Genomic DNA, 18,027 nt, shown 5'->3' with positions numbered 1-18,027 from the left:
CGCGCAACTCGTTGCGCCTCGGCAGCGCAGCGATGCGCCAGAAACAGGGTTTCAAGTTCGTTGATAGCATCGAGCAATGGGGGGTGCCGTGTCACCAGCTTCGTAGAATGGAGTTGCGTGGGTTCGGCCCGGTGTATGCGCCTGACGATTGCCGTCAGCTCTTGGACCCACTGCGTGGTTTTCGTGAACATCTGCACACCGTTTGGCTATCTGTCCTGGATAGCCGTGTTGTAACGCCCTCGCCCGGGTACAGGCTTGAACACAGCTGCCATCGCAGTTGTCTGTCCATGCCTGCTCCCGACCACCGGCGCTTAGCTGGCAATCACCGCCTTGAGGACCGTCTTGAAGGTTTCCATCTGCTCGTCCGAGAACTGACCGAACACCTTGTCCTGCTGCTCCCGCGCAATGGTCCACAACGCCTCAGTTTCATCGATGCCCTTGACGGTCAGGCGCACGCGCCCGTTCTCGTCGCACACCAACCCCTTGCGCTTGAGATTGGCGACAGCCTCATCGATTTCACGGGCCGGCATTGCGACTTCCCGCAACAGATCCGCGACCGGCAGGCCAGCGTCGTTCTCCAGCACCATTAGCATGCGTGCCTCGCTGGTGCGCAATCCTGTCGACAGTTGGCGAGGCTGATAACCGGCCTGATATGCCCGCAGCGCCTGAGTCATCAGGTAGTAAACGTTGTGGCTCAGGCGCCCCTGAAAGTGGCTGCTGGGCGGCTGCCCTTCCTCACGCTTGGTCATGCGAGTATGCGGCAAGACCATGGAGTAAGCCCCTTGGTGGTACAGCAGCGGCGAGCGACCGAAGTCGTCGAATGCCACCACTTTCCCGATCATGATCCAGTGATCGCCACCGTCCACTTGCTGGTACTTCTCACAGTGAAAACGCGCAGAACAGTCAGCGAACACTGGCGCCCCGCCCTCGCCTGCCTCGAACTCGATCTCGGCAAAACGATCCTCTTTCGGGCGAGCGAAGTTATTGGACAAGTCAATCTGATCCGCTGCCAGAATGTTGACCGCAAAGTGCGAGGCGCTTTCGAACACTTCGTGACTGGTCGAACGCTTGTCCAGGCTCCACAAAACCAGAGGCGGATCGAGCGAAACCGAGTTAAAGCTGTTGGCGGTCACACCGACCTTGCGACCACACGCGGTGGCGGCCGTGACCACCGTGACACCGGTGGCGAAATTACCCAATGCACGACGGAATGCGCGGGCGTCGAAGGGTACCTGTTCAACTGTTTCAGAGGCGCTAGACATAAGTATCTCCTGGGCTGACAAATGGGCCAGCCCTCATTGTTTTTATGAGAGAACGGAATCGACAGGCCGTCGATCAAACCATGGTCGGATCGGGCTCAAGCCCCATCAGTTCACGACCCAGAATCTGGGCGCACACGTCGTAGTCGGTGTACGCATGGGCACCGGTCAGGTGCGCATCGCGGAACAAGCGCTGAAGCTCATTGGTTTCAAACCAGGCACCACCACCCGCAGCGGCCATCAACCGATCCACAGCCTCGATGCACATTTTGGTGGCGTAACCTTGGTTGGTCCGCCAGAACGCCAGGGTTTCGCGGCTCGGATAGGTGTGGCGCTCACTGTGATCGGCGATCTCGTTCCAGCTTTTTTCCAGTAGCGCCCGGGCCGCCGCCACTTGATGAGTCGACTCGGCGAGTCTCATCAATGCAGGAGTAGCGGCGCCCACCGCTGCGCCGGTGTAGGCACGCACGCGGTTTTTGGTTTTTTCGCGGAACACCTCCAGCATGCGTTCCGCCACGCCCAGGCTGACGGTAGAGAAGCCACTGGCGAAGTACGGACGATACGGCGCAAAGAAGATCTTGCTGTCCGGGTACAGGCCAAATCCGACCGACTTGCCCTCCATCATGTCTTTGGCTTTCTGGATGCGATGCTCGGGAACAAACGCTTCGTTGACGATCAGCGTTTTGCTGCCACTCCCGCGCATGCCAACGGCAAACCAGTCATCGCGGATTTCATAGTCGCTGCGTGGAAGCACGGCAAAACAGTAGTCCTGGGTACCCTCGGCGTTTTTGCGACGGAATCCCATGATGGCCCATTCCGCGTGATCGCAACCCGAACTCCAGCCCATTTCGCCAGAAAATGTGACTCCACCCTCTACTTCAACGGTGCGTCCAAAGGGCGCAATACTGCTGCTGGCGGTGGCGTCCGGGTCGGTACCCCACACTTCCTCTTGCAGCACGGGCGAGAACATTGCGAGCTGATGGCTGTGGGTGCACAACAGGCTCATCGCCCATGCCGTGCTGGCACAAGAGCCGGCCAACAAGGCAATGCAATCGGCAAACTCGGGCAGAGAAATTTCCAGCCCGCCGTACTTCTTCGGCTGAAGGGCGTGGTGCATGCCAATGCTCTTGAGCAGTGCAATGTTCTGCGCAGGCACAGAGCGATCAAGCTCGGCAAACGCCGCATTGGCGGCAATGGCAGGCAGGATTGACTTCAGGTCTTCGAGCAGAGGGTTTGGCTTTTTCATGGAAAGACGCTCATTGTTATTGGAGTTCATGAGCCCAGTATGCCGACTGCCCCCGAGCCCCAAAATGCAACTTCCAGAAGGAAAATTGCACTTTCCATGGACTTACCCGCACCACATCAAGTTGACCAAGCAAGCGTGGATAAGTCCCATAAACTCAAATGGCAGCCATAGACAAGACGACCTCGCCACAATCGCTCTACGCTTGAACTTACCTTGTCGCGGGAGAACCACCATGCACATGACTGACTTTGATAATGTCGCGCAGCGTTGCCTGCACGCCGTCACTCAAATAATTCCGGAAAGCCAGGGCGCCTTCTATTACATCGATCGCAAGCTCCAGGCCCAAGACTTCCATCTGCATGCACTGAGCGCCACGATGCACCGCGACTACCTGGACAACTACCGGCCCCTGGATCCGCTGCAACCGCACCATTGCCTGGCTATTGGACACACCGTGGTTCCATTACAACGAGCCATGCGTGATCAGCGGCGCAGTGACTGCCGTCACTACCGCCGTTTTTTGCAACACTATGAAGTGGCCGATGTGGTCGAGGTCATTGCCTACACCAACACCGCGCCCAGAGCCGCCATTTCCCTCATGCGCAACAGTGCCCAAGGCCCGTTCACAGAAGCACATTTAACATGCCTCGCCGGATTACAGGGGTTGTTGGAAATCGCTGTAGCGCATCTACCCGTCGAGCCAGAACTCGACTTCCTCACACCTAGAGAACAGCAAATAGCCTTATTGTTGCGCCAGGGAGCCACAAACAAACAACTCGCTTGCGACCTCCAAATGGGACTCGCGACGGTCAAGACACATCTATTGAATCTGTTCCGGAAACTGGGCGTGAGCAATCGCACCGAACTGGTCAGCAGACTGTTCCTGTAACGCTGCCTCCACCATCTGGTGGATACCCGGACCTGGGGCGGACATCCATCATGAACTCTCCGTTCATCACGCAAGGTCCATAACAATGACAGCCACCACCCCCTGGATCACCGTCGGAGCACTGGCCGACGGCTTTGCCCCTGAGGCATTCATCTTGCCGAATGCGGTTGACCTGGCAGCAATGCAGTTCACCCTCAACTTTGCCAACGGCTGGGAAATCGCTCATCGCTTCGATGCTCAGCAAGTGCACTGGCACGCTGCCGATGGACACTCCAGCGGGAGCGCACCGTACCGCGCCACCTCAGTTCGCCCCGGACTCTACCTGGTAGACTTCATCAAGCACGAGAGCGGGTCCGAATATTCCATCAGCATGGTGCTCGACACCAAAACCCAGTCGTTCACTGCCGTGATCGGCCACCTGCCTGACGCCGACACGATTAACGAAGGGCTGTACAAAAAAGCCCTGGCGGACAAACCCTTGACCGGTGTCACCGTCGATTTCCTCCATGGCACGCTGGATCGGCCTTGGCAGCCCGGTGCTTGCCCTCACGTCGAGACCCAAGAACTGGTGGGGCTGCGAAACCGGTATCGATACAGCCCGACGGAAGTTTATGAGCACGTATACCTGAATTCGCGCTTTTACAGCTGGCAATGCCTTGAGGGCGTGGAAGCGGGCCTGTGCGACACCGACCGCTGTCATTACTACAAAATCGCCGATCAGCTTTACCTGTTCGTTTGGCGTGAGAAGATCGTCCCGACGCTGGGTCTGGTGCTCATCGACATGCAGCAGCATCGCAGCGACGGCAAGATTTTCGGCTACGCAGACGGCGACTTCACCACCCTTTCAAACTTCCCGGTCAGCTCTTACTGCGATGTGCTCAACGTCACGAAGTACGACGCCGATTAAGCATCTAAGCGTTACGCTCAGCGATGCTGTGGCGGCTTTAGAACTCTCGGCATGACGATTGTCCAGACATGGCAAAGAGAGTCATATCCGTGGCAGCCACAATCATGAATACCGGCAGTTGCGAGCGTAACCTCCAAGCGACTGAAACTGTTTGCAGGCTGCCCCTGGCCGCCTGCTTATCCTCTTTGGAGCGCTGCCAGCATGAGCGATATCGCCCTTCTCCCAAGCGTCACCGCGTTCTTGCGCCGTGACCACGGCCTATTCATCGACGGACGCCACGTTCAAAGCACGTCTTCCAACAAGATCAGCGTCATCAACCCGGCAAATGGTGAAGTCCTGGCTCATGTCAGTGACGCCTCCGACGCAGATATCAACGATGCCGTGGTGTCAGCCAATCAGGGCTTTCAAGTCTGGTCCCGCACCAGCCCCGCCGCACGGGCGGCAGCGCTGTTCAAACTGGCTGACCTGATGGAGACGCACCGCGAGGAACTGGCCCAGATCGAAACCTGCCAGTCGGGGAAAATCATCCAGATTTCCCGCGCCTTCGAAGTCGATCAGGCGGCGCACTTCCTGCGCTATTACGCGGGCTGGGCCACCAAGATCACCGGAGAAACCATCACCCCGTCGCTGCCGTCCTTTGCCGGTGAGCGCTACAGCGCCTACACCCTGCGCGAGCCCATCGGCGTTGTCGTCGGGATCGTGCCGTGGAACTTCTCGACGATGATTGCGATCTGGAAACTCGCATCGGCGCTCACCACTGGTTGCAGCATCATCATCAAACCCAGCGAGTTCACCCCGCTGACCATTCTGCGCATCGCGGAGCTGGCCATCGAAGCCGGTGTTCCAGCCGGTGTGTTGAACGTGGTGACCGGCTCTGGCCGGGTCGGTAAAACCCTGATCGAACACCCGGGCACTGACAAGGTCTCGTTCACCGGTTCCGTGCCGACCGGCATCGCCGTGGGCAAAGGTGCGATGGAAGCGAAACTCACCCGCGCCACCCTTGAACTGGGCGGCAAAAACTCCGTGGGTTTCTTGCGTGATATCGATTTGGACAAAGCGGCCGACGGCATCATCGAAGCGGGCTTCCTGCACTCCGGACAGATCTGCGCCGCCGCCGAGCGATTCTTTGTCCACCGCTCGCAAATCGAAACAGTGATGGACAAGCTCTCCCAGCGCCTCGGCGCATTGAAGATCGGCTCTCCGCTGGATGAAACAACCCAGTTCGGCCCGGTCACCAACAAACAGCACCAGCAGAAACTGGCCGGCTTCTTCGCAACCGCCCGCGCTGAGAAAAGCACGATCATTCACGGCGGCAATATCCCCGACGGCCCGGGCTGCTTCGTTGAACCCACCATCATTCTGGCGAACTCGGTCAACGACACGCTGCTGAACGAGGAGACGTTCGGCCCCATCGCGACCTTTCTCCCCTATGACACCGAAGACGAGCTGCTTCACCTGATGAACAGCACACCTTACGGGCTGAGCGCCAGCCTTTGGACGAACGACCTGTCCAAGGCCCTGCGGCTTATTCCGGAGATTGAGGCAGGCACTGTATGGGTCAACATGCACACGATGCTCGATCCGGCGGTGCCTTTCGGCGGCATCAAAGCCTCCGGCATCGGCCGGGAGTTCGGAGCCGCGTTCATCGACGACTACACCGAGCTCAAGTCAGTCATGATTAGGTACTGATCACCCGAGACGACCCCAAGAGACGGCGGCGAGCACCTATCATTAACATCTTATCGATAATAATGCCGCGTTAATCATCAGATCTCAGTATGCGAGCCAGCGCCCTAAGGCGCGCTTTCCTAACTTGAGATCACAATGATGAAATTCCGCACACTTGCTCTGCTGCCCGTTCTTCTGATTGCGACCAGCCAAACCTTTGCACAGGATGGCGGTGATCGCGTTGCAGCACGACAACAAGTGCTCCTGACACAAGCTCGTGAAGCCACCGCCCGGAAAAATGACGAGGCAGTGGCCAGCCAGGACACCAAAGCCGTAAACCTGGATCGACTGCCCACGCAAACCCGTAAACCCGAACAAGCCAAAAACTGAGGAAGGCCACCCCGGCCATCCCACTGCTGCCACAATGATTGAGCCGTCACGGCATGAGGAATGATGCCGTGACACTCAAACTGACCGTTATCGACCAATCCCCATCCACGGCGACCGCTCCGCAGGCGAGGCCGTCGGTTATTTCAGGTACTTGCTCGGGGAATATCACGACAGCATCCATTTCGCGGGCACTGCCCCCGAGATCCTCATCGTCCGCATTACCAGTGCCACGCATGCGCGTTGGCAGCGGCGGCGTGATGTTGACCCACTACAGCCCGTTCAAAGTAGCGGAAATCTTCGGCGCCCTGGCCGCGCTGTTTCCAAACTGTAGTGGTGCCGATTCGCAGGGCTGGTCTAGTAGAGAGACTCTATAACGGTGATGGTATTGACTTGGATAAGCAGCTTTAACTCAAAAATTATCTGAGCCGTAGGCCGACCCGCTAACTGGTACATTTTCGACTCGATTCCACTGTGAATGGCTGGCTTATCTTGCCTTCAGCCTTCAGCCTCAAAATTGAACGAGCTGCTTGAACCACTGCGCCAGCCCATTCATCGCTGGGCACCTCAAAAAACGGATAACTAGACACATTCACCTTCGCCACCCAACTTAACCTGGATCTTTCGCACCACACTGTGCATCGCTGGCAGGTAACGCCGAGCCGCTTCCTCCACCGACATCGCCTTGGCGATGTACACCAGGTTCAGACAGCCCATTAGCCGCTCCTCATGGGTGATCGGAATGGCGATGGCGGCGATCTTGCGCTCCTGGCCCCAGTGGGAGTTATTTTCTCCGTATCCCTTGCTTACCGTATGCTCAACCAATCGCTCAACAAACCGCCGGTCCGCTGCCAGCGCGGATTGCTCGTCTTCGCGGCTGATCATCAACTCAATCAGTTCTTCACGTTCGGCCGGCGGGCAAAAGGCGAAGTAGGCACGCCCGGTGGCGGTCATCAGCAACGGCAGGCGCCGCCCGACCATGGAACGGTGGAACGAAAGGCGACTGAAGCGATGGGTAGTCTCGCGAATCACCATGGCGTCGCCGTCCAGGGTGCACAGATCGGTGGGCCAGACTACCTCTTGCAGTAGCTCGCCCAGCAGCGGTGCCGCGATGGAGGAAATCCACTGCTCATCGCGAAAACCCTCACTCAATTCCCGCACTTTCAGGGTCAGCCGATAGCTGTCGTCGGACTCGCTGCGCCGCACGTAACCTTCAGCCTGCAAGGTCTCCAGCAAGCGCCTGACGGTGGTGCGGTGCAGCCCACTCTGCTCGGCCAGTTGAGCCGTGCTGGCGCCGCCGTCGAAGCGATTCAGGCCGTTGATCAGGGCCAGCCCGCGCATCAATCCACGCACGGCCTTGTATTCGGTCTCGCTCATCGAATCGCTCCGTTCTGCTTGTAAATCAACGTTGTGCACCTGGTGCACACTAACAAGGGTTGTCGTTGTCGACCAGCCCGACCATTTCCATACTGCGCCCAACAAGAAATCCAAAAGCGCTGTAGGGAGATATCCATGAGTTCTGCACCCACGCCTACCCCATTGGAGCTGAGCACCGACGTCGCCATCGTCGGCGCCGGTCCCGTCGGCTTGATGATCGCCAATTACCTTGGCCAGTGTGGCGTGAAAGTCACTCTGGTGGAAAAACTCGACAGCCTGATCGACTACCCCCGCGCCATTGGCCTGGACGATGAAAGCTTGCGTACCTTTCAGGCGGTGGGCCTGGCCGACGCCGTGCTGCCCCACACCACCCCTTGGCACGCAATGCGCTTCCTTACTCCCAAGGGTCGCTGCTTCGCCGATATCCAGCCCAAGACCGATGAATTCGGCTGGCCACGACGCAACGCCTTCATCCAGCCCTTGGCCGACCGCGTGCTGTTCGACGGCCTGCAACGCTTCGATAACGTCAAAGTGCTTTTCAATCGCGAACTGGAGAGCTTCGAACAAAGCGACAGCGCTGTTGTGCTCAACCTCAAAGATCAAAACGGTCGCGGCGAGCGCCTGAATGCCCGCTACCTGATCGGTTGCGACGGCGGCAACAGCCTGGTGCGGCGCAGCCTGGATATCAGCTTCGAAGGCAAGACCGCGCCGAACCAGTGGATCGTGGTCGATATCGCCAACGATCCGCTGGGCACTCCTCACGTTTACCTGTGCTGCGACCCGGTGCGTCCTTACGTTTCCGCTGCCCTGCCCCATGGCGTTCGGCGTTTCGAGTTCATGGTCATGCCCGGAGAGACGGAAGCCGAGCTGAGCAAACCGGAAAACATGCGCAAGCTGCTCGGCAAAGTCTTGCCCAACCCGGACCACATCGAGCTGATCCGTAGCCGCGTCTACACCCACAACGCCCGTCTGGCCGGACGTTTCCGTCAGGGTCGGGTGCTGCTGGCCGGCGATGCCGCGCATATCATGCCGGTCTGGCAAGGCCAGGGTTACAACAGCGGCATGCGCGACGCCTCCAATCTGGCGTGGAAACTGGCGATGGTGATCCAAGGCCTGGCCGCCGATAGCCTGCTCGACAGCTACGAACAGGAACGTCGCGACCACGCCAAGGCAATGATCGATTTGTCAGTGCTCGCCGGTCACGTACTGGCGCCGCCCAAGCGCTGGCAAGGCACCTTACGCGATGGCGTGTCCTGGTTGCTGAACTATCTGCCGCCGGTCAAACGCTTCTTCCTGGAAATGCGCTTCAAGCCGATGCCGCAATACACCAAGGGCGCACTGATCGCCGCACAAGACAGCGCCTCGCCGGTGGGCAAAATGTTCATCCAGCCGCAGGTGCTCACCGAAGCCGGCGAGCGGCTGCTGCTCGATGAAGTGATCGGCAAGCATTTCGCAATCATTGCCTGGGGCTGCGATCCGACCTGGGGCCTTTCGGCTGCGCAAATCGAACAGTGGCAGGCGCTGGGTACGCGCTTCATTCAGGTGCTGCCGGACGTCCAACTCAAGGCCGCCAGCGATGCCGGCAAAGGCGTGATTCGCGTCGGTGACAGCACCGGCCGGATCCGCGAGTGGTTCGCCCACGGTGCCTCGTCCATCGCCTTGGTACGCCCGGACCGTTTTGTTGCCGGTTTGGCCATTCCGCAAACCGTGGGTCAGGCCTGCGATCAGTTGATCCTTGCGCTCAAGGCTCTGCCGCAACCGGCCGCGACTTTCGTCGCCAGCAAGGTGGCCTGAGATGAGCGCTTATCTGCACTGCATGTCCCACACGCCGCTGGTGGGGTTCGTCGACCCCGAACCGCAGGTGCTGGCCGAAATTGACGGCATGACCGCCGCGGCCCGTGAGCGTATTGCCCGCTTCGCCCCGGAGTTGATCGTGCTGTTCGGCCCGGACCACTACAACGGCTTTTTCTACGACGTGATGCCGGCGTTCTGCATCGGTATGGCTGCCCATGCAATCGGCGATTTCGGCACGGCTGCCGGTGAACTCGACGTGCCCAAGGCGCTGGCTGAATCGTGCGCCCAGGCGGTGCTCAATGCCGGGGTCGACACCGCCGTCTCGTATTGCATGCAGGTCGACCATGCCTTCGCTCAGCCACTGGAATTGTTGCTTGGCGGTTTGCAAGGCTGTCCGGTAATCCCGGTGTTCATCAATTCAGTGGCGGTCCCTCTGCCCGGCTTCAAGCGTGCCCGCTTGCTAGGCGAGGCCATCGGTCGATGGGCTAAAACGTTGAACAAACGTGTGCTGTTTCTGGCCTCCGGCGGCTTGTCGCACCAGCCTCCGGTGCCGGAGCTGGCCAAGGTCGATGCGCGCATGGCGGACCGACTGATGGGGAGCGGCCGTGATCTGCCTGCCGATGAGCGCCTGGCCCGCCAGGACCGGGTCATCCAGGCCGCGAGGGATTTCGTTCAGGACCAGCACTGCCTGCATCCGCTCAACCCGACCTGGGACCAGGGCTTTCTCGACAGTCTCGAACAGGGTCGCCTGAGCGATTTCGATGGGCTGGGCAATGACGAACTGTCGGCACTGGCCGGCAAGTCCACCCACGAAGTGAAAACCTGGGTCGCGGCGTTCGCCGCCCTCTCCACCTTCGGCCCGTACCAGGCCGAAGACCGCTACTACCGACCGATCCCTGAATGGATCGCCGGCTTCGCCAGCCTCGGCGCACGACCACAGCACAACCATCACTGAATTTCGAGGAACTGCCATGACTGCCACTGGATTCACCGAAGCTTCCACCAGCCGCTTTGCCCGCATCAAGGAAGGCGACCTGGACCTGCAACTGCATTACAACGATGTCAGTCCAATCCCTGAAAATCCGGGCGCCGAAACCGTGGTCATGCTCCACGGTTCTGGTCCCGGTGCCAGCGGCTGGGCCAACTTTCACTGCAACATCGAGCCTTTGGTCAACGCCGGCTACCGGGTGATCCTGATGGACTGTCCTGGCTGGAGCAAAAGCGATCCGGTGGTCTGCGATGGCTCGCGCTCGGACCTCAATGCCCGCGCCCTGAAAGGCCTGATCGACGTGCTGGACCTGGACCGCGTGCACATCATCGGCAACTCCATGGGCGGCCACAGCACCGTGGCGTTCGCCCTCGCCTACCCGCAACGCATCGGCAAACTGATCCTGATGGGCGGCGGCACCGGCGGCCCGAGCGCCTTCGTCCCGCAACCCACCGAGGGCATCAAGCTGATCGGCGCGCTGTACCGCGAGCCGACCATCGAGAACCTGAAGAAGATGATGAACGTCTTCGTCTTCGACGCCAGCAGCATCACCGACGCGATGTTCCAGACCCGCCTGGACAACATCCTGGCGCGCCGCGATCACCTGGATAACTTCGTCAAGAGCAGCACCCTGAACCCCAAGCAGTTCCCGGACTTCAGCCATCGCCTGCACGAGATCAAGGCCCGCACCCTGATTGTCTGGGGCCGCGAGGACCGCTTCGTGCCGATGGACACCGGCCTGCGCCTGCTGGCCGGCCTGCCCGACGCGCAACTGCACGTGTTCAACCGTTGCGGCCATTGGGCCCAGTGGGAACACGCCGACACCTACAACCGCCTGGTGCTGGATTTCCTGACCCATTGATGACCGAGGCCACCATGACCCTGACTCAAGCCACACTGGAGCAACTGGCAAGCGACCTGCGCCAGGCCCAGGCCCACGGCGAAGCCATCGCGCCTTTGCGCGAACTGATCGGCGAAGACAATGCAGACGCCGCCTACGCCATCCAGCGCCTGAACATTGCTCACGCGGTGGGCAATGGCAACCCCGTGATCGGCCGGAAGATCGGCCTGACCAATCCCAAGGTCCAGCAGCAACTGGGTGTGGATCAGCCTGACTTCGGCACCCTGCTCGCCGACATGCGCTATGACCACAACGACCGTGTACCGATCGGTCGCGTGATGCAGCCGAAGATCGAGGCGGAAATCGCCCTGATCCTCGAGCGTGACCTGCCGAGCACCGAGACCACTTTTGCCGATGTACTGGCCGCCACCGGTTGGGTCGCTGCGGCGCTGGAAATCGTCGGCAGCCGGATCCAGAACTGGAACATCCGCTTCGTCGACACCGTGGCCGACAACGCCTCCAGTGGCTGTTTCGTCCTCGGCGAAAGCACCCGCCAGATCGACGGCCTCGACCTGCAGGCAGCCACCATGCGCATGACCCGCAACGGCGAGGAAGTATCCAGCGGCAGCGGCGCCGAATGCCTGGGACATCCACTCAACGCTGCCGTCTGGCTGGCTTGCACCATGGCCCGCCTGGGCGATCCGCTGCGCGCCGGCGACATCATTCTGACCGGCGCACTCGGGCCGATGGTCGCGGTCGCTGCCGGTGACCGTTTTGAAGCCGAGATCGACGGTATCGGTCGTGTCGCGGTCGACTTTGCATAAGGGGCAACAACCATGAACAAACTCAAAGTCGCGATCATCGGCTCGGGCAACATCGGCACCGATTTGATGATCAAGATCCTGCGTAACGCCAGGCATCTGGAAATGGCGGTGATGGTCGGCATCGACCCTGCCTCCGACGGCCTCGCCCGCGCCCAGCGTATGGGTGTGGCAGTGACCCACGAGGGTGTCGAAGGCCTGGTGCGCATGGACGAGTTCAAGAACATCGATTTTGTTTTCGACGCTACCTCGGCTGGCGCCCACGTGAAGAACGATGCGTTCTTGCGCTCGGTCAAACCCGGCATCTGCCTGATAGATTTGACCCCGGCAGCCATCGGCCCGTATTGCGTGCCGGTGGTCAACCTGGAACAGAATCTGGCTCAGCCAAACGTCAACATGGTGACCTGTGGTGGCCAGGCGACCATCCCTATGGTCGCGGCGGTGTCGCGGGTGGCCAGGGTGCATTACGCCGAGATCGTCGCCTCGATCGCCAGTAAATCCGCCGGCCCCGGCACCCGTGCCAACATCGACGAGTTCACAGAAACCACTTCCAGGGCCATTGAAGTGATCGGCGGTGCAGCCAAGGGCAAGGCAATCATCGTGATGAACCCGGCCGAGCCGCCGCTGATGATGCGCGACACCGTGTTTGTGCTGTCCGAAGCCGCCGATCAGGCGCAAATAGAGGCTTCCGTCGAGGAGATGGCGGCGGCAGTGCAAGCCTATGTGCCGGGCTATCGCCTCAAGCAAAAAGTGCAGTTCGACGTGATTCCAGAACACGCGCCACTGAACATTCCGGGCCTCGGACAATTTTCCGGGCTCAAGACTTCGGTGTTCCTCGAAGTCGAAGGCGCTGCCCATTACCTGCCCGCCTACGCCGGCAACCTCGACATCATGACCTCCGCTGCCTTGGCTACCGCCGAGCGCATGGCGCAGTCGATGCAAAAGGCTTGAGGAGAATTTCATGAACGGCAAAAAACTCTACATCTCCGATGTGACCCTGCGCGACGGCAGCCATGCCATCCGACATCAGTACTCGCTGCAAAATGTTCAGGACATCGCGCGCGCACTGGACAAGGCCAGGGTCGATTCGATCGAGGTGGCCCACGGCGATGGCCTGCAAGGGTCGAGCTTCAACTATGGCTTCGCCGCACACACCGATCTGGAATGGATCGAAGCGGTCGCCGACGTGATCGAGCACGCGAAGATCACCACCTTGCTGTTACCCGGTATCGGCACCGTGCATGACCTCAAGGCCGCCTACAACGCCGGAGCACGAGTCGTGCGCATCGCCACCCATTGCACCGAAGCGGATGTCTCGAAACAGCATATTGAATACGCCCGCGAGTTGGGCATGGACACCGTCGGTTTTTTGATGATGAGCCACATGATCCCGGCCGAGCAGCTCGCCGCGCAGGCCAGGCTGATGGAAAGCTACGGCGCGACCTGCGTGTACATGGCCGACTCCGGTGGTGCGATGAACATGCAGGACGTTCGCGAGCGCTTCCGGGCTTTCAAAGCCGTTCTGAAACCGGAAACGGAGACGGGGATGCATGCCCACCACAATCTGTCGCTGGGCGTGGCCAACTCGATCACCGCTGTCGAGGAAGGCTGCGACCGCATTGACGCCAGTCTCGCCGGTATGGGTGCCGGCGCCGGCAATGCGCCGCTGGAAGTGTTCATCGCCGCCGCCGAGCGCCTGGGCTGGAACCACGGCACCGACCTCTACACCCTGATGGACGCCGCCGACGACATCGTGCGTCCGTTGCAGGACCGCCCGGTGCGGGTCGATCGCGAAACCTTGGCCCTCGGTTACGCCGGGGTCTACTCCAGCTTCCTGCGCCACGCCGAAATTGCCGCCGCCAAATACGGCCTCAAGACCCTCGACATTCTTGTCGAGCTGGGCAAGCGGCGCATGGTCGGCGGCCAGGAAGACATGATCGTCGACGTCGCGCTGGACCTGCTCAAACGCTGACCCCTGTACCACCCCCGGCCGACCGTCCACGCAGCGGTCGGTCGGTTCTGCTTTGCCCATTACAACAATAAAACGGGTACTTCCCATGACATCGCTGAACGTGACAACCACCACGCTGTACATGGCACGGACCATTAGTCTTTGCTTCCTCGTCGCCCTGATGGAAGGTCTCGACCTGCAAGCCTCGGGGATCGCCGCCCAAGGCATGGCGGCAGCCTTCCAGCTGGACAAACTGCACATGGGCTGGGTCTTCAGCGCCGGGATTTTCGGTCTGTTGCCCGGTGCATTCCTCGGTGGCCTGCTGGCCGATCGCATCGGCCGCAAACGGGTACTGATGGCCTCGGTGGCACTGTTCGGGCTGTTCTCCCTGATCACGGCCATGGCCTGGGACTTCAACAGTTTGATGATTGCCCGTTGCCTCACCGGCGTGGGGCTCGGTGCCGCCCTGCCCAACCTGATCGCCCTGACCAGTGAAGTGGCCGGCCCGCGTCTGCGTGGCACTGCCGTCAGCCTGATGTACTGCGGCGTGCCGCTGGGTGCGGCGCTGGCAGCCAGCATCGGCATCGCTGAGCTCGCCGGAGGCTGGCAGGTGGTGTTCTACGTCGGTGGCGTGGTGCCGCTGTTGATCGTGCCGCTGCTGGGGCTATATCTGCCGGAGTCGACGCAGTTTCGCGACGCCCGTGAATCTGCCCCGACCGGAGTGGTCCGGGGTCTGTTCCAAGAAGGAGCGGCGCTGCCGACGCTAATGATCTGGGTCAGTTACTTCTTCACCCTGATGGTGGTGTACATCCTGATCAACTGGTTGCCCAGCCTGTTGGTCGGCCAGGGCTTCAGCGGCCGCCAGGCCAGTTGGGTCATGCTGGCACTGCAGTTTGGCGCGGCCCTCGGCACTTTGTCGCTGGGTTGGGTGATGGACCGGTTGCCGGCCTGGGCCCTGTCCGCGCTGATCTACGTCGGCATTCTCGGTTCACTGATAGCTCTGGGTCTGGCCAGTCGGTGGGAAAGCATGCTGGCAGCCGGTTTCGTCGCCGGTTTCTTTGCCACCGGCGGTCAATGCGTGCTGTATGCCCTGGCACCGCACTTCTATCGTCCGTCGATCCGCGCGACAGGCGTCGGCAGCGCCGTCGCCATCGGTCGCCTGGGTGCCATGAGCGGCCCCTTGGTCGCCGCCAAAATGCTCGCACTAGGCACCGGCACCACCGGGGTGATGATGGCTTCGGCACCGGGCATCGTCATCGCCGCCCTGGCGATGTTCTACCTGTCGGTACGGCGCAACGGCGCTCAAGTCGACTAACCCCCCTTTTTCGAACCCCGCGCAAGAACAGTACGGGGTTGTTCCATAACCCTGAATTGAACACAACCCTGTTCAAATTCGTCGCTGACAAGGAAACCGCCATGAAACGCAGAGACTTCTTGAACGCTACAGGCGTAGCCATTTCCGCAGGTGCTGTCATGTCCGTAATGCCTGCCGCCGCTTCTACCGCTTCACCGTTTTCGGATGGAATGATCAACCCGAATGCCCGGCGCATTGACGTACACCATCACTTCGTTCCGGATTTCTGGGCTGCCGACCTGGCTAAAAATGGCGGCGATCCGTCAGGCTGGAAAATGCCAGCCTGGAACCCCGTCTCGGACATCGAGTTCATGGACAGCCTGGGCATCGACATGGCCATGCTCTCGCTCACTGCGCCGGGTGTCGCGGGCTGGAAGGGGCAAGCGGCCCTGGACATGGCGCGTCGCGTCAATGAATACGCCGCGCAACTTGCCAGTGATCATAAAGGGCGCTTTGGCAGTTTTGTGACCCTGCCGATGCAAGACATCGAAGGTGCCTTGAAGGAGCTGGAACACGCCATGACGGTGTTGAAAGCCGAAGGCGTGATTCTGCTTTCAAATTACGACGGTCTCTACCTGGGCGACGCCCACTTCGATCCGGTCTGGCAGGCTTTGGAAGCCTACAAGGCTGTCGTGCTCATCCACCCAACTCAACCCAGGCTGGAGCTTATCCCTGGCATTCCTGGCCCCACGGCCGATTATCCTTTTGATACGACCCGCGCGGCACTGAGCCTGCTGGCGAATCGAGTACCTGCCAAATACCCTGACGTCAAAATCATTCTGTCCCACGCTGGGGGGTTCATTCCCTACGGGGCTGACCGATTTGCGCAAAGCCTGGGCAATCTTGGCCTGGGATTTACCCCTCAAGAACTGATCAGCCAGATGCAGAACTTCTATTTCGATACTGCACTGTCCGCCAGTGCGACCGTGCTGCCGAGCCTGATGGCGTTCGCGCGCCCCGGCCATGTGCTTTTTGGCAGTGACATACCCTATGCAATCAACGACAAGGTCAAATGGTTCACACGTAACCTGGACACTTACCAGGGTTTCTCCAAAGGTCAGTTAAGTGCCATCAATCGTCAATCCGGCCTGACGTTATTTCCACATCTAAAAAACTGAACACGCAATAAATCCACCTCGCCGACCTCGTTTGTCGGCGAGGCGGATTCGTTCGCCTTTCATTCAGTACACGCCTATCAATAACAACAAAATGAAGGCCAAAATGAATAAATATTTCGTACTGACGACCCTCGTCGCCATGAGTTCATCCTTGCAGGCAAATGACTTCATCAGCGATAGCTCTGCAAAACTGACGTTACGCAACTTCTATTACGATAGGGATTATCGCGATGGCAGTGGCCAGTCCCAGGCACAAGAGTGGGCACAGGGTTTCATTTTCAACTATGCCTCGGGCTATACCGAAGGCACGATCGGTTTGGGTTTGAATGCCGTCGGAATGCTCGGCGTGAAGCTTGATTCAGGCCCTGGTAGAACCGGCACCGGAATACTGGCGTATAACGCCTCGACTCACGAAGTTGCAGATGATTATTCCAAATTCGGCCTGGCTGCCAAGGCGCGCTACTCAAAGACAGAGGTGCAACTGGGCACACTGCAACCCTTGATGCCTGTGTTGCTGGCTAACACCATGCGGTTGTTCCCGCCTTTACTGCGGGGGGGCTACCTGACGTCCAAAGAAATGGATGGGTTAACGTTGCATGTTGCGCATCTGGATCGCATCAAATATCGCGACTCCACTGATTTTGAACCCATGGCAATCGCCAATCCCAACCGCCGATTCAAGGCCGGGGCGACCTCAAACGATTTGAATATTGTCGGGGCTGACTACAACTGGTCGAAAACCCTTACTACCCGCTATTACCACGCCACGCTTAACGATCTGTATGAGCAGGACTATATCGACCTGGTGCATTTCCTGGACCTTGGGCACAGCCGTTTCAAGACCGATTTACGTTATTTCAACAGTCGTGAAAACGGCAATGAAAAAGCAGGAGCCGTCGATAACCAAACGCTGAGCAGTATGTTTACCTGGCTGGCGGGTGCTCATTCCCTGGGCGTGGGTTACATGCAACTCACGGGCGATACGGCCCTGCCCTACGTTTCAGGTACGAGTGTCAACGTCAACACCGAAGGCGCATTGGTCTCCGAGTTCGTTAATCCCAACGAGCGTGTGATGCAAGTTCGGTACGACTACGACTTTGCGGCTTTAGGCATTCCCGGGCTGCGCGGTATGTGGCGCTACATCAAGGGCGATCACATTGAACTGCCGGGTGATGCCAAAGGCAGCAAAGAACGCGAACGTGGAATAGAGCTCTCCTACGTGATTCAAAGCGGCACGTTCAAGGATGTGGCATTCAGGATTCGTCAAGCCGACTACAACAGTGACTTTGCGCGTAACGTCGGCGAGTTGAGAGTCAATGTGGATTACTCTGTCCAATTGTGGTGAGTATGAAATGGGAGCTTTCGGGCAAAAGCAGACAGTCAATGTTCGCGGGTCTGATTTCTTGAGATCAGTAGAGACCTTCACA

16 protein-coding genes are annotated in these 18,027 nt (G+C 59.5%); 13 read left to right on the top strand and 3 right to left on the bottom strand.

Annotated elements, in window-relative coordinates; translation table 11 throughout:
• Nucleotides 1-311: 311 nt before the first annotated feature.
• Together IF189_RS14220 and IF189_RS14215 are read right to left on the bottom strand one after the other, a co-directional pair.
• Nucleotides 312-1,262: a p-hydroxyphenylacetate 3-hydroxylase reductase component gene (locus IF189_RS14220; protein ID WP_192553548.1), complete on the bottom strand. Its 951-nt coding sequence runs from the start codon at nt 1,260-1,262 to the stop codon at nt 312-314.
• Between the two features lie 73 nt (nt 1,263-1,335).
• Nucleotides 1,336-2,505 carry a p-hydroxyphenylacetate 3-hydroxylase oxygenase component gene (locus tag IF189_RS14215; RefSeq protein ID WP_192553547.1) on the bottom strand — a complete coding sequence of 390 codons (1,170 nt, stop codon included), beginning with the start codon at nt 2,503-2,505 and terminating at the stop codon, nt 1,336-1,338.
• 232 nt (nt 2,506-2,737) lie between these two features.
• On the opposite strand from IF189_RS14215, the gene IF189_RS14210 reads away from it, so the two are divergent.
• From IF189_RS14210 to IF189_RS14195, 4 genes are all read left to right on the top strand, one after another.
• Nucleotides 2,738-3,394 carry a helix-turn-helix transcriptional regulator gene (locus tag IF189_RS14210; RefSeq protein WP_192553546.1) on the top strand — a complete coding sequence of 219 codons (657 nt, stop codon included), beginning with the start codon at nt 2,738-2,740 and terminating at the stop codon, nt 3,392-3,394.
• 85 nt (nt 3,395-3,479) lie between these two features.
• Entirely contained in the window at nt 3,480-4,301 is an 822-nt protein-coding gene (locus IF189_RS14205; RefSeq protein WP_192553545.1) for a molybdenum cofactor biosynthesis F family protein, read from the top strand.
• A gap of 201 nt (nt 4,302-4,502) precedes the next feature.
• On the top strand, nt 4,503-5,990 hold the full coding sequence (locus tag IF189_RS14200; RefSeq protein ID WP_134826874.1) for an aldehyde dehydrogenase family protein: 1,488 nt from the start codon (nt 4,503-4,505) through the stop codon (nt 5,988-5,990).
• Nucleotides 5,991-6,125: 135 nt separating this feature from the next.
• Entirely contained in the window at nt 6,126-6,359 is a 234-nt protein-coding gene (locus IF189_RS14195; protein ID WP_134826873.1) for a hypothetical protein, read from the top strand.
• Nucleotides 6,360-6,938: 579 nt separating this feature from the next.
• Here the strand turns inward: IF189_RS14195 and IF189_RS14190 are convergent.
• A complete protein-coding gene (locus tag IF189_RS14190; protein WP_192553544.1) occupies nt 6,939-7,733 on the bottom strand; it encodes a DNA-binding transcriptional regulator in 795 nt (264 codons plus the stop codon).
• A 135-nt stretch (nt 7,734-7,868) separates the two neighbouring features.
• On the opposite strand from IF189_RS14190, the gene IF189_RS14185 reads away from it, so the two are divergent.
• The 9 genes from IF189_RS14185 to IF189_RS14145 all read left to right on the top strand — a co-directional run bounded on the left by IF189_RS14185 (nt 7,869) and on the right by IF189_RS14145 (nt 17,945).
• On the top strand, nt 7,869-9,527 hold the full coding sequence (locus IF189_RS14185; protein ID WP_192553543.1) for a bifunctional 3-(3-hydroxy-phenyl)propionate/3-hydroxycinnamic acid hydroxylase: 1,659 nt from the start codon (nt 7,869-7,871) through the stop codon (nt 9,525-9,527).
• 1 nt (nt 9,528) lies between these two features.
• Nucleotides 9,529-10,482: a 3-carboxyethylcatechol 2,3-dioxygenase gene (gene mhpB, locus IF189_RS14180; RefSeq protein ID WP_192553542.1), complete on the top strand. Its 954-nt coding sequence runs from the start codon at nt 9,529-9,531 to the stop codon at nt 10,480-10,482.
• A gap of 16 nt (nt 10,483-10,498) precedes the next feature.
• Nucleotides 10,499-11,377: an alpha/beta fold hydrolase gene (locus IF189_RS14175; protein WP_134826868.1), complete on the top strand. Its 879-nt coding sequence runs from the start codon at nt 10,499-10,501 to the stop codon at nt 11,375-11,377.
• A gap of 14 nt (nt 11,378-11,391) precedes the next feature.
• Nucleotides 11,392-12,180 (top strand): 2-keto-4-pentenoate hydratase, encoded by a 789-nt coding sequence (mhpD, locus tag IF189_RS14170; RefSeq protein WP_134826867.1) that lies wholly within the window; start codon nt 11,392-11,394, stop codon nt 12,178-12,180.
• Nucleotides 12,181-12,192: 12 nt separating this feature from the next.
• Nucleotides 12,193-13,128, top strand: coding sequence for an acetaldehyde dehydrogenase (acetylating) (locus IF189_RS14165; protein WP_192553541.1), 936 nt, complete (start codon nt 12,193-12,195; stop codon nt 13,126-13,128).
• A gap of 10 nt (nt 13,129-13,138) precedes the next feature.
• Nucleotides 13,139-14,149, top strand: a complete 1,011-nt coding sequence (gene dmpG, locus IF189_RS14160) for a 4-hydroxy-2-oxovalerate aldolase (protein ID WP_192553540.1) — start codon at nt 13,139-13,141, stop codon at nt 14,147-14,149.
• Between the two features lie 85 nt (nt 14,150-14,234).
• Nucleotides 14,235-15,443, top strand: coding sequence for a 3-(3-hydroxy-phenyl)propionate transporter MhpT (mhpT, locus tag IF189_RS14155; RefSeq protein ID WP_192553539.1), 1,209 nt, complete (start codon nt 14,235-14,237; stop codon nt 15,441-15,443).
• 101 nt (nt 15,444-15,544) lie between these two features.
• Nucleotides 15,545-16,600, top strand: a complete 1,056-nt coding sequence (locus IF189_RS14150; protein ID WP_225739967.1) for an amidohydrolase family protein — start codon at nt 15,545-15,547, stop codon at nt 16,598-16,600.
• A 103-nt stretch (nt 16,601-16,703) separates the two neighbouring features.
• Nucleotides 16,704-17,945 carry an OprD family porin gene (locus IF189_RS14145; RefSeq protein ID WP_134826863.1) on the top strand — a complete coding sequence of 414 codons (1,242 nt, stop codon included), beginning with the start codon at nt 16,704-16,706 and terminating at the stop codon, nt 17,943-17,945.
• Nucleotides 17,946-18,027 lie beyond the last annotated feature (82 nt).

The organism is Pseudomonas sp. IzPS59, assembly GCF_014863505.1.
In the GTDB taxonomy this organism is placed as follows: Bacteria; Pseudomonadota; Gammaproteobacteria; order Pseudomonadales; family Pseudomonadaceae; genus Aquipseudomonas; species Aquipseudomonas kribbensis.
Note: the sequence above shows the minus strand (reverse complement) of the source record. Positions and strands in the feature narration are given on the sequence as shown.

What these genes read in the sequence shown, in the direction of transcription:
- IF189_RS14220 (WP_192553548.1), bottom strand. Translation starts at nt 1,262, where the DNA reads ATGTCTAGCGCCTCTGAAACAGTTGAACAGGTACCCTTCGACGCCCGC.
- IF189_RS14215 (WP_192553547.1), bottom strand. Translation starts at nt 2,505, where the DNA reads ATGAAAAAGCCAAACCCTCTGCTCGAAGACCTGAAGTCAATCCTGCCT.
- IF189_RS14210 (WP_192553546.1), top strand. Translation starts at nt 2,738, where the DNA reads ATGCACATGACTGACTTTGATAATGTCGCGCAGCGTTGCCTGCACGCC.
- IF189_RS14205 (WP_192553545.1), top strand. Translation starts at nt 3,480, where the DNA reads ATGACAGCCACCACCCCCTGGATCACCGTCGGAGCACTGGCCGACGGC.
- IF189_RS14200 (WP_134826874.1), top strand. Translation starts at nt 4,503, where the DNA reads ATGAGCGATATCGCCCTTCTCCCAAGCGTCACCGCGTTCTTGCGCCGT.
- IF189_RS14195 (WP_134826873.1), top strand. Translation starts at nt 6,126, where the DNA reads ATGATGAAATTCCGCACACTTGCTCTGCTGCCCGTTCTTCTGATTGCG.
- IF189_RS14190 (WP_192553544.1), bottom strand. Translation starts at nt 7,733, where the DNA reads ATGAGCGAGACCGAATACAAGGCCGTGCGTGGATTGATGCGCGGGCTG.
- IF189_RS14185 (WP_192553543.1), top strand. Translation starts at nt 7,869, where the DNA reads ATGAGTTCTGCACCCACGCCTACCCCATTGGAGCTGAGCACCGACGTC.
- mhpB (WP_192553542.1), top strand. Translation starts at nt 9,529, where the DNA reads ATGAGCGCTTATCTGCACTGCATGTCCCACACGCCGCTGGTGGGGTTC.
- IF189_RS14175 (WP_134826868.1), top strand. Translation starts at nt 10,499, where the DNA reads ATGACTGCCACTGGATTCACCGAAGCTTCCACCAGCCGCTTTGCCCGC.
- mhpD (WP_134826867.1), top strand. Translation starts at nt 11,392, where the DNA reads ATGACCCTGACTCAAGCCACACTGGAGCAACTGGCAAGCGACCTGCGC.
- IF189_RS14165 (WP_192553541.1), top strand. Translation starts at nt 12,193, where the DNA reads ATGAACAAACTCAAAGTCGCGATCATCGGCTCGGGCAACATCGGCACC.
- dmpG (WP_192553540.1), top strand. Translation starts at nt 13,139, where the DNA reads ATGAACGGCAAAAAACTCTACATCTCCGATGTGACCCTGCGCGACGGC.
- mhpT (WP_192553539.1), top strand. Translation starts at nt 14,235, where the DNA reads ATGACATCGCTGAACGTGACAACCACCACGCTGTACATGGCACGGACC.
- IF189_RS14150 (WP_225739967.1), top strand. Translation starts at nt 15,545, where the DNA reads ATGAAACGCAGAGACTTCTTGAACGCTACAGGCGTAGCCATTTCCGCA.
- IF189_RS14145 (WP_134826863.1), top strand. Translation starts at nt 16,704, where the DNA reads ATGAATAAATATTTCGTACTGACGACCCTCGTCGCCATGAGTTCATCC.